The organism is Flagellimonas sp. B-3, assembly GCF_056857835.1.
Genome location: NZ_JBSXNW010000024.1, coordinates 40,355 through 54,800 on the forward strand (window position 1 = coordinate 40,355; position 14,446 = coordinate 54,800).

The following is a 14,446-nucleotide window of genomic DNA, read 5'->3' on the forward strand; positions in this document are numbered from 1 at the left end:
GTTACAAATTTTTCAGCGCCAGTTTAATAATGTTCTCTACGCTTAGCGAAGTATCTTGGGAAACTACCTTGTCCACTACCTTTTCGGATTGTTTTCTGGTAAAACCAAGAACCTCTAATGCAGATAACGCTTCTTCTTTATTTGTATTGTTTGATTGTTGTGAAACTTCGCCTATGTCGTAGACTTTTAAAATCTTGTCCTTCAAATCCAAGATTACACGCTGGGCCGTTTTGGCACCAATCCCTTTTACAGACTGGATTGTGGGTACATCCCCATTGGCTATGGCATCCCTTACATCGGACGGTGAAAGCGAGGATAACATGGTACGCGCAGTACTGGCACCAACCCCTGAAACCGATATCAATAAACGGAAGACTTCGCGTTCGGCACGCTCGGCAAATCCGAACAAGGTATGGGAATCTTCCTTTACCAATAAGTCGGTATAAATAAATATGTTTTCCTCATCCGGAAGCAGGGAAAAGGTGTGCAACGAAATGTTTAAAAAATACCCCACTCCATTGCACTCCACAATGACATAGGTTGGATTCTTCTCTACTAGTTTTCCTCTTAAATGGGTAATCATTTTTTAACCGATTTGATTTTTGATCATTCCCCTTGCATTTTCGCTATTTTTCTTTTCTCTCGTTCTTGGGCATCTATAACGGCCACGGCAGCCATGTTCACCATTTCGTCCACACTGGCTCCCAACTGCAAAATATGGGCGGCTCTTGTAAGCCCAACCATAATTGGCCCAATGGAATCGGCATTGTTGAGACCTTTCAACAATTTGTAAGTGATATTGGCGGATTCCAAGTTAGGAAAAACCAACGTATTCACTTTTTTACCCGATATTTTGGAGAACGGGAAGTTTTTGCTGCTCATCTCGGGATCTAATGCAAAGTCGGTCTGAATCTCTCCATCAACCACCAAATCCGGGTTTCTTTCATGCAATATGCTCACTGCCTCCCTCACTTTCTGTGCATTCGGGTGGCTGGATGAGCCAAAGTTGGCGTAAGAAAGCAATGCCATTACTGGATTAAAACCAAAGGTCTTGGCTACATTGGCCGTCATTTGGGCAATTTCTGCCAACTCTTCGGCATTGGGATCAATATTGATGGAGGTATCGGCCAAAAAGAGCGGCCCTCTGTCCGTTATCATAATATTTACCGTACTGGCATTTTTCACATTTTTGGCACGCCCCAATACTTCAAAAACAGGACGAAGCACTTTAGGGTAAGATCTTGAGTAACCGGAAATCATACCATCAGCATCACCTTCTTTGAGCATCATGGCGCCAAAATAATTACGTTTGCCCATGTTTACCCGAGCACTGTACTTGGTCTCGCCCTTTCTTTTTCTCAGTTCCCAAAGTTTTAAGGCATATTTGGTCCTCATCTTACTGAATTCATCGGAGCGAGGATCTATAATGGGGACTTCAGCATCAAATTCGAGTTCCGCCTTTAAATTTTCTATGGTTTCCTTATTTCCTAAAAGGATTGGGATACCTATACCCTCATCATGCACAATTTGGGCAGCCTTCATTACGTCCAAAAGTTCAGCTTCAGCAAAAACAATGCGTTTTGGATTCACTTTGGCCCTATTGTGAAGCAACCGGACAACTTTGTTGTCATTACCCGATCTTTGGTAGAGTTCCTCTTCATACTTTGCCCAATCTTGTATGGGGAATTTCGCCACGCCACTGTCCATGGCCGCTTTGGCCACAGCAGGTGGAATTTTGGTGATCAAACGGGGATCAAATGGTTTTGGAATGATGTAATCACGTCCAAAGGTCAACCTAGTGGCATCGTAAGCTATATTTACCTGTTCCGGCACGGGTTCACGGGTCAAATCGGCCAAGGCCCTTACTGCGGCCATTTTCATTTCCTCGTTGATTTTGGTTGCCCGCACATCCAAAGCCCCTCTAAAAATAAAAGGAAAGCCCAACACATTGTTCACCTGATTAGGGTGGTCGGAACGGCCTGTGGCCATAATAATGTCGTCCCTGGTCTTCATGGCCAAATCGTACTCAATCTCGGGGTTAGGATTTGCCATGGCAAAAACAATGGGGTTTTCGGCCATGGAATTCAGCATTTCTGGAGAAACAATATCGGCAATGGAAAGTCCAATGAACACATCGGAATCTTTCATGGCCTCTTCCAAAGTGTCAATCTTCCGATCGGTGGCAAATTCTTTTTTCTCTTCGCTCAGGGTTTCCCTATCACTTCGGATTACCCCCTTACTGTCCAGCATTACAATATTCTCTGTCCTGGCCCCAAAGGCTTTGTAGAGCTTTGTACAGGAAACCGCCGCCGCTCCCGCTCCGCTTACTACAATTTTAACTTCTTCAATTTTTTTTTCGGCAATCTCCAAGGCATTCAGCAAAGCTGCAGCGGAAATGATCGCGGTCCCGTGCTGATCGTCGTGCATTACGGGAATATCGAGTTCTTCTTTCAACCTACGTTCAATCTCGAATGCTTCGGGAGCCTTGATATCTTCTAAATTGATGCCCCCAAATGTTGGGGCAATCGTTTTGACTGTTTCAATGAACCTATCCACATCCTTGGTATCAAGTTCAATATCAATCCCATCGATATCGGCAAAAATCTTGAAAAGCAAGCTCTTCCCTTCCATAACGGGTTTAGAGGCTTCCGGTCCAATATCTCCCAAGCCCAAAACTGCAGTTCCGTTGGAGATCACGGCAACAATATTGCCTTTTGCGGTGTACTTGTACACATCGTCCTTGTTCTTTTCAATTTCCAAACAAGGTTCGGCCACCCCCGGGGAATAGGCCAATGCCAGGTCCCTTTGCGTAGCATAGGGTTTTGTTGGTACAATCTTGATTTTTCCCGGTTGTGGTTTTGCGTGGTAGAGTAACGCTTCCCTTCTTTGTTTTTCCTTGCTCATATTGTCGAAAATGAATGGGTAAAGTTAGGGTATTCCAAGGTTTTATTGGGAGATCTATAACAATCAATTTTTTATTGGCGCCTTACATAGAAAACGAACGGTTTTTCAACTCGTTGATTTTGTTTTCATTATAAATTTGAACAAAAGATCAAACAAGGCTATCCTTTTATTTTTTAATAAAGTCGACATTACGTTTAAGGCCGGACAGTTTTGTTCTTTTTACCGCTGATTTTTTGAAGATTTTTTTAAAGACATCTTCTGTAATCTCTTCCCAATCCTTTTTGGTGAAGGACAATAATTCTGGGTTTGGATCAAAAAGAGGTTCGCTATGCGATTTTGAAAAGCGGTTCCATGGGCACACATCTTGGCAAACATCGCAACCAAACATCCAATCATCCAATTTACCATCAAATTCGGAGGGGATTTCGTTCTTTAATTCAATTGTGAGGTATGATATGCATTTGCTGCCATCCACCACATAGGGTTGTACAATGGCGTCGGTTGGGCAAGCATCTATACAAGCGGTACAGGTGCCGCAATGGTCGGTTACGGGGGTATCGTATTCCAGGTCCAGGTCCACGATCAGTTCAGCTATAAAATAAAAGGAGCCTACTTGCTGGGTAAGCAGATTGCTGTGCTTACCGATCCAACCCAGACCACTTTTTGCGGCCCATACTTTGTCCAGTACAGGCGCAGAATCCACAAAGGCCCGCCCATGCACGTCTCCGATTTCTTCTTGAATAAAGTGGAGCAGGCTTTTGAGTTTGTCCTTTATCACAAAGTGATAATCCATGCCATAGGCATATTTGGAAATTTTATAGGAATCTGGATTTTGCTCTTCGGATGGGTAATAATTCAGCAATAGGGAAATAACGGATTTGGAACCCTCTACCAATTTTGTTGGATCAAGCCGTTTGTCAAAATAGTTTTCCATGTATTGCATTTCGCCATGCATGTTCTGGTTGAGCCATTTCTCCAAACGGGGCGCTTCTTCTTCCAAAAATTCGGCCTTTGAAACACCGCACGACAAAAAACCGAGGCGCTTGGCTTCGGTTTTAATCAATTCTGTATTTTTTTCCCTGTTAGGCATGTCCTTGTCTATGCAGGGAACGAATTTAACGGATTAATATTAATTTGCCGTTTTGGGACCTATAACCGAACCTATTTCCATTATTCTTGTAACGGGAAAGCCCGCATCCTCGGCATGCTGATAAATCAATTTAGGTGTTGTTGCCCTATACAAACAATACACCTTTTCATCCATCACATAACTATTCACCCATTCAATATCTGTCATTTTCTCAAGCACCGAACATGATTTTTTTGAAATGCCTACTAATTCCTCTTCGGTAAATTCGCCTGCTTTTGGAATGTCTCGTTCTATCAAATAGGTTTTTAACTTGGCTTTGGTTTCTTGGGCTTGGCCAGAAATTAAACCGAACAGTACTACAATTACAATGGTTCCAAATGTTTTTAAATCTTTCATAGTTTTTGAATTTTAAAATTACACTCCAAAACTACTGATACACAACACATAGGGATAAAACAAAAAAGTTTTTAAATGTAAAAGATGGTTCAACATGCCCAAGAACCTGTTTAGGAGTTTGTCAATTGTTTTCCTACGCCCCTTTTTGATCGCATATTCTTAAACAGGCTCTAAAGCTCCTTAACATAGGACAAAGGTGTCATACCAAAACGTTCCTGAAAACATTTAGTGAAATATGAAGGGCTTGTAAAACCGACATCATAGGAAGTCTGCATGATATTTCTTTCCGTTTTTAGCAAGTTCAAGGATTTGAGCAATCTGTGTTCCCTGAAAAGTTCGTTGGGCGACATACCAATAACCTGAGTGCATTTACGGTACAGTTTGGATTTGCTCATTGCCATTTTTTGACAAAAATCCGAAATGCCCCAATTCGGATTCTTTATGTTTTCATGCAGTAAGTCCATCATGTCCAGAAGAAAGTTCTCGTCTTCGACCTTGATAGTTTTAACCTTTTCCCCTTGTGAATTCCCATTAATGTCGCTCTTATATATTTCAGCAACAAGGGAAGATAAGACCATTGGCCCGCCTCTCTTGATATTGCACAGGTATTTCGCCATTTTAACCGTATCACCGAACAACACATCACTTTTATCCACAGGCATCCCTGCATGCATTCCTATTTTTAACTGTATTAATTCCCCAGCCACATGTAGTCTTTTTTTAACTGCCCTTGCACAATCAACAGCCTGGTTCACAGAAACAAAAGAGGTAATAAAACCTTGCTCTTCCGATTCTACCTCGCGCCCCTCGAACCGTTGCTGCTCTTCCCTGTAAATTTCCCGATAAAGCGAGGTCAACCGCTTTGCCTTTTCCTTGCCGAGTTGCTGTTGGAGCGAAATAGGGTTCAGTGTCCGGGAAACCAGAATAATCCTGAATGCGGGATCGTTGAATATTTTTAGGTTGGGGTCATCAACATCATAGAATCCTTCGGGGTCGTTTATTCTTCCCAAGAAGGCCTCGACCACATTGCTATTTACTTGAACAATTTCATGGGGAACCAATCCATGTGCCTTCTTGTGCATTTCCTCCACGGCATCTTTATTGGGTGCATCTATCAAACAAAAAGCGGAACCATTCTTCTCATCTACCCAATAGGTCATACATCTACAACCATATTCTTCCTGAATCAATAAATCCTCACGATGTGCCTTGGCAGCATGCTTAGCTTCAATTCCCGGTACAATATGTCGGTCCATATATATGGGCATAATTCAACTTTCTAGTACAAATAATTCATCATTGGTGTTAAATCATTAATAAACAGAACAATATGGTTTCAAAATATAAAATTTGATTCAAAAAATAGCAAAATTGGTTCATTTCAATAAACCCGTACATATCACAAATGTGACAAATAAAAAACCGAGGTGGTTTTTCCTCGGTTTTTATCCACTAAAAACAAGTTGATTACTGAGCTTCTTTAATATAGCCCCAGCCTTGCTTTTGTTTCATGACCAACTCAAAAATACCATCGGGCACTGATTCTACTCCGGGAATAAGATCGTCCATGGTCATTTTATGCCTTTTCATGGTCTGTTCACAAATCACTATGGACACATTGTCCCTATTGACTATAGTTGACAAGGTTTCACCGGCAACAGATGATTTTTTATCCACCATTTTAAAGGCTCCGCTGTAAATTACCAACTCAAACTCCGATTCCGGATAAGCTTCGGCCATTAATCTTAAATGCTTGGCCGCTGTTCTATGCACATCGGGATTACTGCTGGTTACATCAAATACTACTTTGATGGGTTCGTTTTGTGCCAAGGTCAATCCTGACACCATCATCACTAAAAATAAAAGTATGTTTTTCATCTTTTAAATCGTATTTCCTGCAAAAATGTATCCACAGCCTTCCTCTTGGGCCCTGCCCAGTGCCCAAACGCCAGAGGGGACAATCTGAATTTCGGGCAGAACAGCAGCTTTCCACTCTTCGTAAACTTCATTGGGATCCTTGCCCATTTGTTGTGCTACTGCCCCACTGTACACATTTAGCGCCAGATTGCACACGCAGAACATAGCCCCTCTATCCATCAGATCTTTGATTCCTTGAATGGCCGGTAACGGAAAATCGCCCTCCTGTGGTTCGTAGTATGGATTACGGCTATATACTGTTCCATCTGCTTTTTTAACATGGAACATTTCACCGAGCGGATATGCTTTCCAAGATCATCGTGCAATGCAAATGGAATGGCGTCGTGCCTTAGAACGGTCATTGCCGTAATTTCATCATCGGTCGATCCCATTTCATTGTTTGATAGGTAATAGGCCCAGTTCCAAATAATAGGAAAACCGTTATGCGGATACGAGCCATCATAAACAATGCGATGTTTTCCTTTTATTGTTTTCATCCAAGCCTCTGCATCATTCATTTCTGAATGTGTAAAATCCGTCATTCCCGCAAAAGCAGGATTGGTGAAAGCCGACAATGTGGATACCGTGGCACCCAACATTATCGCTCCCATAAAATTCCGTCTTGTTGTTGCTGTAGTTGCTTTCATTGTCACTAGTGTTTATTTGGATTTACTTAATTGATATTCTTTTTGGTAATACTCCATAATAGGCTGGAAAGGTCCTAACTGATGTTGTTCCTCAGAAAAAGGGTCCAGGTAGGGACCATAGGGAGTGGATACGGGCTTTTTGACCAGATCTGGAAAGTCTGCCTCTCTATTGGGCTTTGTCGGTCTCAATTTTTGATTGATGTATCCAGCTACATCATATGCTTCAGCATCGGTAAGTACAGGGTTATCGAATGTGGTTCCGTAGGGCATATTCCCTTTTATAAACTGTGCGGCGGTAATCACACGTGTCATGCCGGCGCCATTATTGTAAGAATCGTTTCCCCACAATGGCGGGTAGAGATAAGTGCCATCTGCTTGGGACTCTCCTTGCCCATCCGCGCCATGACATTCCACACAATTTTTGACAAAAACCTGTTCTCCATGCTGTAAATCCACGGCCCTATCAGGGATTTCAATGGTCAAAAAACCTTGCCCTTCTATTTTACCGTTTGATGGAGCTGCTCTGCCCAACCAATCCATATAAGCAATAAGAGCTTGCATTTCAACGCTGGATTCCGGCATTGTCCTGCCATTCATGCTTCGTTCCATACATCCATTGATGCGTTCCTCAATGGTTCCCATTTTGTTTTCGCGCCCGCGAAACTGGGGAAAGCGTTTAACGACTCCGATCAAAGGAGCTGCATAGGGCTTGGTGCCGCCGTTTAAATGACAACTGGCACAGGCCAAATTATTTCGTGCAAATGCTTTTGAAGAATCCTTTTGTTTGGGGCCAATATGAAGCGATGTATTCCTGAAAATATCGAAACCCAACTTGATTTCTTCGTTTTTTCCGGAAAATGGAAGATTGTTCACATTATAGTCCATGTAATACACATCGTCGGGGAACTCCACTTGATGATTATTCGCTCCGAATCCAACCCCTGCCATAAGAACAGCAAATGCCAAAACAATGATCAGCCCCATGCATATACCGATTTGCATGCACAATCTTCTTATTTGCTGAGATAAGGATTGGAAATCTCCCTTTTCGGGGACATTGTTTTTTTTAGAGTGTTTATTCATTGTTCCCTATAATTTCACCACTAGCATACAGCTTTAATGGTAAATATTTGGGAAGTTCAGTGTATATCATCAATGATTATATTGGGCAGGGCCATGTATCCAAAAAATAAAGCCCTTATAATCAAAGAATCCTATTAAAGTACAAAAAGTTATGGTACAACAGGGTGCTTTTTCACTAAGAATTTTTATGTAGGTAAAATGGGGTTAAAACAAACCTCCCTGCGTACCCCCTTTCACCTTGCCCAAATGTCTATATGCAAGTTCGGTGACTTCTCGCCCTCTTGGGGTTCGCATTATAAAACCTTGCTGAATCAAAAAAGGTTCGTACACTTCTTCCAAGGTCTCTGCACTTTCGGACACAGCTGTCGCCAAAGTGGTGATACCAACGGGCCCTCCCTTGAATTTATCTATAATGGTGGTCAATATTTTATTATCCATTTCATCCAAACCGTGGGCATCTACGTTTAGGGCCTTTAACCCGAACTGGGAAATTTCCAAGTCTATGTTTCCATTCCCCTTGATCTGTGCAAAATCCCGTACCCTGCGCAAGAGTGCGTTGCATATTCTGGGGGTTCCCCTGCTTCGTCCTGCAATTTCTATGGCTGCATCGTTTGTAATGGGCACCTTAAGTATTTCCGCACTACGTTCCACAATGGTGGACAACAGCTCGGTGTTGTAATATTCCAACCGGCTCTGAATTCCAAATCTTGCCCGCATGGGGGCTGTAAGCAATCCAGACCTAGTGGTGGCCCCTATCAAGGTAAACGGACTAAGGTTAATTTGAACGGAACGGGCGTTGGGGCCCGATTCAATCATAATATCGATCTTATAATCTTCCATGGCGGAATACAGATATTCTTCCACAATGGGACTTAACCTATGGATTTCATCAATAAAAAGGACGTCGCGTTCTTCCAGATTGGTCAACAGTCCTGCCAAATCTCCCGGTTTGTCCAAAACAGGGCCAGAGGTAACTTTAATGTTCACACCAAGTTCGTTGGCCAAAATATGGGCCAAGGTGGTCTTGCCAAGCCCTGGAGGGCCATGAAAAAGTGTATGATCCAAGGCTTCGCCCCTTAGGTTGGCTGCTTGCACAAAAATCTTGAGGTTTTCCAATACCCGTGCCTGCCCGGTAAAGTCATCAAAACTAACGGGCCGTAGAGCTCTTTCTATATCGAATTCTTCCGGGGAAAGATTTTCGCCTGTTGGATCTAAATTCTCGTTCATAGTGCAACAAATATAACTGAAAACCCTATCCGCCTAAAACCATATCCACAAAAATACCCGTAGAGATGGAACTTAAAAATCTAAACCTTACCTTAGAAAAGTATAAATGCATCAACACAACTTTATATGATTGCCACAGATTATTCCTCTGGAATTCTACAATACATCCCTTTTTTCTATGTGATTTGGTCCGATGATTTGCTGTCCGCTTCAGAAATTTCGGTCGTACAAAAAGTGATTGAACTTGATGCATCTTTGAATGCGGATGAAAAACATCAATTACAGAGATGGTTAAAAAAAGATGCCCCTCCTTTTGATGATGAAATCAAGAACTGGAAGCAGACCATTGCCAATTCCAAGGTAAAATTGATCGAAAGCGACACCTACCCTCTTTCTTCCCTTAGCCAACGCTTGGTCAATGGTGAAAATCTGAACGATCATTTAAAACATATTGAAGTCCATTTGGGCATACAGCCCAACCATTACAACCATTTGTTTGATGTGGAAGTAGTGCATGAAAAAACTTCCGATGAATATGACGCCAACATTCTAGATGAAATTTTAAAGGGAGAACATGCTAATGTGGTTGATGAGTTCAGGTGTTTTTTGGACAAGCCCGATTTTTCATGGCAGGTTTTAAGACACAAAGAAGATTTTAGGAACAGGGTTTTGCATCAAGTCCAGCTTTTGGGAGAAGCAGGGTACGGCGCTATGGCCTACCCCAATGCGTATGGAGGAACGGGAAACATGCCCGCCTACGCAGCTATTTTTGAACATCTGATGTTCGTGGATGGCAGTTTGGCGGTAAAGTTTGGGGTACAGTTTGGTCTTTTTGGAGGAAGTATCCAGAAATTGGGAACAAAAAAACATCACGATGAATACTTGACCCAAGCCGGGGAAACCAAACTATTGGGTTGTTTTGCCATGACGGAAACGGGACACGGTTCCAACGTTAGAGGCATAAAGACTACTGCCTCCTACGAAAAAGCATCCGATTCCATTATTATACACACCCCTGGAAAAAATGACAACAAAGAATACATTGGCAATGCCTTACATTCCAAAATGGCCACCGTTTTCGCCCAATTGATTGTAAATGGTAAAAATGAGGGGGTCCACGCCATTTTGGTTCCCCTCAGAAATGAAAATCATGATACTTTGAAAGGCATTACCGTTGAGGACAATGGGTACAAGTTGGGGTTAAATGGCGTTGATAATGGAAAAATCTGGTTTAACAACGTAAAGGTACCACGAGAAAACCTGCTCAACAAATATGGCGAAATACGGGATGATGGAACCTACTTTTCCTCCATAAAAAATCCGAACAAGCGATTTTTTACCATGCTGGGAACTTTGGTCGGCGGACGTATTTGTGTGGCCCGTGGCGCATTGGGGGGAAGCAAAATGGCCTTGTCCATCGCTGTAAAATATGCCCTGAACCGCAGGCAGTTCAATGATAATGTGAAGGTACAAGAAGATTTGATCATGGACTATCCCACGCATCAACTAAGGCTTACTCCGGAGATTGCTGGCGCTTATGTGTACCATTTTACCCTGGAAGAGATGATGAAACGTTACAGTGATGAATCCCAACCCGATAAAAGAAAAATTGAAACCCAAGTGGCTGGTTTAAAATCCATTATAACCTGGTTTGCCAATGAAACTATCCAAGAATGTCGAGAGGCATGCGGTGGAAAAGGGTATTTATTGGAGAACCGAATTGCCGATTTAAAAGGCGACGTGGATATTTTTACCACATTTGAAGGTGACAACACCGTATTACTGCAACTGGCGGCCAAGGGTATTCTTTCCGATTTTAGGGCCGAATTCAACAGTGCAGGTTTTGCATCGGTTTTAAAACTTTTGCAAACACAGCTTTCGGATAAACTGACAGCCATTAATCCGTTGTACTCCAACAAAGTTGATGCCGAGCATCTTTACAATCCAAAGTTCCATAAGCATGCTTTTGACTATCGTACCCGAAGATTGACCTATAGCTTGGCAATGCGGATTCGAAACTATATTAAAAAAGGGATTCCATCCTATCAAGCTTTCTTAAAGGTACAGACCCATTTATTGGCTTTGGGAAAAGCCTACAGTGTGGAATTGGCTTACAACATCTTCTGTGATCACTATCAACAACTGGAAGATTTAAAATACCGTGCATTACTGGAGAAGGTAGGCTGTCTCTATGCACTCGATCAAATTAACAAGGATGCCAAATGGTTTTTGGAACAGGGGTATATAGGCGGAACAAAATCAAAAGCGATCCGACAACGGGTAGAGAGGTTATCAACTGAGCTCAGACCGCATATCGAAGTCTTGGTGGATGGTTTTGGCATTCCAGAACATTGCCTAACCGCCCCGATCACAAAGTAATTTTTATTCTTCCTTTTTGATTAGTTGGGAGGTATTCAAAAACTCCGATATGGTAATTTTTGGGGTTCCATAAAGGTATATTCCGGAATTTCCCGTGGCGTTAATATTAATATCTCCAAATGCGTACACCCTGGCATTGGCATTTCCGGTAATCTTAAGTGTACAGGAGCCTATTTGCATACTTTCGCCCCTGTACTTGGCAGATTGCAGTAAATTTACCTGTAATCGTTCGGATGTGCCCTCCATGGTCAAGGAGGAATTGTCCTCGAGATCCAATGCTCCAGTATTGAGTTGGGCATAAACATAGGCTTGCGCCCTTTTGTTCAGGTTAATATTCAAAGAATCTACTTCCACATGAAAATCTCCGCTGCTTGTATCTTCCAGATTTATATCCATTACGGCAGCATTGGCCTTTATGTCGAGTTTAGTATTGTTGAACCCATCCACAAACAATTCGTTGGATTGAATTACATCCTTGGAGAGAATACTACCATTTTTTAAGGTGATTGCCTGCAGTTCGGTATAGTTAACGGTTATTTGCAGTTCTTTTTTGGCCGTAATATTGTAATAAGAACTGATTACCAAAGTACCGTCTTCCACTTCAAACTTGAGAATGTCCACCAAATTGTCATCAGCGATAAGGTGATAGCTTGGCCCCAACGCCTTATTCAGTGTAATTTCAAGGTCATCAGTCAACATAATGGCATTAAAGGGCGGAAGTTCCTCGCTTATTTCAGTAACGATTCTACTGCCTTTTATTTTAGGTTTACGTTGAGCAATGGAAAGTATCGGGGTTAATATCAACAGTAGGATTAGTAACTTTTTCATGATGGTTATCTTTTTGAAGTGGGAAATGCTTTTTAAAGATATGCAATTCACTTCAAAATCTATTCCAACAAAAAAAGCCCATCCAAAAACGGACGGGCCTTCTCACTAATATAAATGTAATCTTAATGGTTGAGTTCTTCTTCGTTCTCTTGAAGCGGAACGTTTTGCGGAACAAAATCCTGCCCTGCAATAATGTACTCTCCATTTTCGTATGTTTTGCTATAATCGTAAGCCCAACGGTAAACATGTGGAATTTCTCCCGGCCAGTTACCGTGAATATGCTCTTGAGGGGTTGTCCATTCCAATGTATTGGCACCCCATGGATTAACAGGTCCTTTTTTACCATAGAAAATACTGGAGATAAAGTTGTAAACGAATATTAACTGGGCAAAACCAGCAATAATCGCAAACACGGTCATCAAAACCTGTACATTGGTCAGTTCATCGAACATTGGGAACGCCGTATTCTCATAGTAACGTCTTGGCACACCGGCCATACCCACAAAATGCATTGGGAAAAAGACACCGTAGGAACAAACTGCAGTAATCCAAAAGTGGACATAACCCAAATTTTTGTTCATCATTCTTCCATGGAACATTTTTGGGAACCAATGATAAATGCCCGCAAACATACCATACAGGGCGGATATACCCATTACCAAATGGAAGTGGGCAACAACGAAGTATGTATCGTGAACGTTGATATCGAGCGTACTGTCACCTAAAATGATACCTGTTAAACCACCTGTAATGAAAGTGGACACCATACCTATTGAAAAGAGCATTCCAGGATTGAGCTGGAGATTACCCTTCCATAAGGTGGTAATCCAGTTAAATGCCTTCACCGCAGAAGGAATAGCTATCAAAAGTGTCGTAAACGTAAATACTGACCCCAAAAACGGATTCATACCGGACACGAACATGTGGTGGCCCCATACTATAGTGGATAAAAATGCAATGGCCAGAACAGAGGCAATCATCGCCCGATATCCAAAAATTGGTTTACGTGCATTAACGGCCATTACCTCCGAAACTATTCCCATAGCAGGAAGAATAACGATATATACTTCCGGGTGACCCAAGAACCAGAACAAGTGTTCGTACAATACCGGGGACCCCCCTTGATAATGCAATACTTCACCTTGAATAAAGATATCCGACAAGAAGAACGATGTACCAAAACTTCTGTCCATAATCAACAACAAGGCTGCCGAAAGCAATACCGGGAACGAAACTACACCGATTATTGCGGTCACAAAAAATGTCCAAATTGTCAAAGGCAAGCGTGTCATGGACATTCCCTTTGTTCTTAGGTTGATTACCGTAACAATGTAGTTCAACGATCCCAACAATGAAGATGCAATAAATATGGCCATGGATACCAACCAAAGGGTCATACCCATACCAGAACCTGGCTGAGCCATGGGCAGTGCACTCAATGGTGGATATATGGTCCAACCTGCAGCTGCAGGCCCAGCTTCCACAAACAAGGAACTAATCATGATTACGGATGAGACAAAGAACATCCAGTACGAAAGCATGTTCATGAAACCGGAAGCCATATCCCGTGCACCGATTTGCAATGGAATCAACAGGTTACTGAAAGTACCACTCAATCCCTGCGTTAATACAAAGAACACCATTAATGTACCGTGAATGGTAACCAATGCCAAATAGATATCGGCATCCATTACACCGTCTGGGGCCCATTTGCCCAAAACAGCTTCAAAAATACCGAAAGATTCGCCTGGCCAAGCCAATTGCATTCTAAACAACAATGACATGGCTATACCTATGAATCCCATGATCAGACCCGTAATGAGATATTGCTTGGATATCATCTTGTGGTCCTGACTGAAAATATATTTTGTTATGAAGGTTTCCTTATGGTGATGTCCGTGATCATCGTGGTGATCATCGTGATTTACATGGGCTACTTCAGACATATTCCAATTAATTTATTTCGTTATTCTCT

At 42.2% G+C, this 14,446-nt stretch carries 13 protein-coding genes; 1 reads left to right on the plus strand and 12 read right to left on the minus strand.

The annotated features are described in order from the left end of the window. Position 1: 1 nt before the first annotated feature. The 10 genes from ruvA to ruvB form a co-directional block, all read right to left on the minus strand. Positions 2 to 583 (minus strand): Holliday junction branch migration protein RuvA, encoded by a 582-nt coding sequence (gene ruvA, locus AC13CS_RS12630; RefSeq protein WP_293167226.1) that lies wholly within the window; start codon positions 581 to 583, stop codon positions 2 to 4. Positions 584 to 606: 23 nt separating this feature from the next. Then, complete coding sequence (locus AC13CS_RS12635) at positions 607 to 2,904, minus strand: NADP-dependent malic enzyme (protein WP_293167225.1); 2,298 nt, start codon at positions 2,902 to 2,904, stop codon at positions 607 to 609. Between the two features lie 166 nt (positions 2,905 to 3,070). Then, the gene (queG, locus tag AC13CS_RS12640; RefSeq protein WP_293167224.1) at positions 3,071 to 3,994 is read right to left on the minus strand and encodes a tRNA epoxyqueuosine(34) reductase QueG; all 924 of its coding nucleotides are present in this window, start codon (positions 3,992 to 3,994) and stop codon (positions 3,071 to 3,073) included. Between the two features lie 39 nt (positions 3,995 to 4,033). Next, a complete protein-coding gene (locus AC13CS_RS12645; protein WP_293167223.1) occupies positions 4,034 to 4,390 on the minus strand; it encodes a DUF4242 domain-containing protein in 357 nt (118 codons plus the stop codon). Between the two features lie 170 nt (positions 4,391 to 4,560). Beyond that, positions 4,561 to 5,658 (minus strand): nickel-binding protein, encoded by a 1,098-nt coding sequence (locus tag AC13CS_RS12650; RefSeq protein WP_293167222.1) that lies wholly within the window; start codon positions 5,656 to 5,658, stop codon positions 4,561 to 4,563. Between the two features lie 199 nt (positions 5,659 to 5,857). Then, positions 5,858 to 6,268, minus strand: coding sequence for a DsrE family protein (locus AC13CS_RS12655; RefSeq protein ID WP_293167221.1), 411 nt, complete (start codon positions 6,266 to 6,268; stop codon positions 5,858 to 5,860). A 3-nt stretch (positions 6,269 to 6,271) separates the two neighbouring features. Further along, positions 6,272 to 6,487, minus strand: coding sequence for a hypothetical protein (locus AC13CS_RS12660; protein WP_293167220.1), 216 nt, complete (start codon positions 6,485 to 6,487; stop codon positions 6,272 to 6,274). Continuing rightward, positions 6,487 to 6,954, minus strand: a complete 468-nt coding sequence (locus AC13CS_RS12665; RefSeq protein ID WP_293167219.1) for a hypothetical protein — start codon at positions 6,952 to 6,954, stop codon at positions 6,487 to 6,489. The genes AC13CS_RS12660 and AC13CS_RS12665 overlap by 1 nt, the downstream gene beginning before the upstream one ends. Before the next feature lie 12 nt (positions 6,955 to 6,966). Further along, on the minus strand, positions 6,967 to 8,037 hold the full coding sequence (locus AC13CS_RS12670; protein WP_293167218.1) for a c-type cytochrome: 1,071 nt from the start codon (positions 8,035 to 8,037) through the stop codon (positions 6,967 to 6,969). A gap of 204 nt (positions 8,038 to 8,241) precedes the next feature. Continuing rightward, positions 8,242 to 9,264: a Holliday junction branch migration DNA helicase RuvB gene (gene ruvB, locus AC13CS_RS12675; protein ID WP_293167217.1), complete on the minus strand. Its 1,023-nt coding sequence runs from the start codon at positions 9,262 to 9,264 to the stop codon at positions 8,242 to 8,244. Between the two features lie 126 nt (positions 9,265 to 9,390). Between ruvB and AC13CS_RS12680 the strand changes: the two genes are divergently transcribed. Continuing rightward, positions 9,391 to 11,643 (plus strand): acyl-CoA dehydrogenase family protein, encoded by a 2,253-nt coding sequence (locus tag AC13CS_RS12680; RefSeq protein ID WP_293167216.1) that lies wholly within the window; start codon positions 9,391 to 9,393, stop codon positions 11,641 to 11,643. A 3-nt stretch (positions 11,644 to 11,646) separates the two neighbouring features. On the opposite strand, the gene AC13CS_RS12685 is transcribed toward AC13CS_RS12680, so the two are convergent. Beyond that, positions 11,647 to 12,471, minus strand: a complete 825-nt coding sequence (locus AC13CS_RS12685) for a GIN domain-containing protein (protein ID WP_293167215.1) — start codon at positions 12,469 to 12,471, stop codon at positions 11,647 to 11,649. Between the two features lie 122 nt (positions 12,472 to 12,593). Beyond that, entirely contained in the window at positions 12,594 to 14,417 is a 1,824-nt protein-coding gene (locus AC13CS_RS12690; RefSeq protein WP_293167214.1) for a cbb3-type cytochrome c oxidase subunit I, read from the minus strand. Between the last annotated feature and the right edge of the window lie 29 nt (positions 14,418 to 14,446).

Excerpts from the sequence above, each read along its gene's own strand:
- AC13CS_RS12660 (WP_293167220.1), bottom strand. The coding sequence starts at position 6,487 with ATGGATAGAGGGGCTATGTTCTGCGTGTGCAATCTGGCGCTAAATGTG.
- AC13CS_RS12685 (WP_293167215.1), bottom strand. The coding sequence starts at position 12,471 with ATGAAAAAGTTACTAATCCTACTGTTGATATTAACCCCGATACTTTCC.
- AC13CS_RS12655 (WP_293167221.1), bottom strand. The coding sequence starts at position 6,268 with ATGAAAAACATACTTTTATTTTTAGTGATGATGGTGTCAGGATTGACC.
- AC13CS_RS12670 (WP_293167218.1), bottom strand. The coding sequence starts at position 8,037 with ATGAATAAACACTCTAAAAAAAACAATGTCCCCGAAAAGGGAGATTTC.
- queG (WP_293167224.1), bottom strand. The coding sequence starts at position 3,994 with ATGCCTAACAGGGAAAAAAATACAGAATTGATTAAAACCGAAGCCAAG.
- AC13CS_RS12635 (WP_293167225.1), bottom strand. The coding sequence starts at position 2,904 with ATGAGCAAGGAAAAACAAAGAAGGGAAGCGTTACTCTACCACGCAAAA.
- AC13CS_RS12680 (WP_293167216.1), top strand. The coding sequence starts at position 9,391 with ATGATTGCCACAGATTATTCCTCTGGAATTCTACAATACATCCCTTTT.
- AC13CS_RS12690 (WP_293167214.1), bottom strand. The coding sequence starts at position 14,417 with ATGTCTGAAGTAGCCCATGTAAATCACGATGATCACCACGATGATCAC.
- AC13CS_RS12645 (WP_293167223.1), bottom strand. The coding sequence starts at position 4,390 with ATGAAAGATTTAAAAACATTTGGAACCATTGTAATTGTAGTACTGTTC.
- AC13CS_RS12665 (WP_293167219.1), bottom strand. The coding sequence starts at position 6,954 with ATGAAAGCAACTACAGCAACAACAAGACGGAATTTTATGGGAGCGATA.
- ruvA (WP_293167226.1), bottom strand. The coding sequence starts at position 583 with ATGATTACCCATTTAAGAGGAAAACTAGTAGAGAAGAATCCAACCTAT.
- ruvB (WP_293167217.1), bottom strand. The coding sequence starts at position 9,264 with ATGAACGAGAATTTAGATCCAACAGGCGAAAATCTTTCCCCGGAAGAA.
- AC13CS_RS12650 (WP_293167222.1), bottom strand. The coding sequence starts at position 5,658 with ATGCCCATATATATGGACCGACATATTGTACCGGGAATTGAAGCTAAG.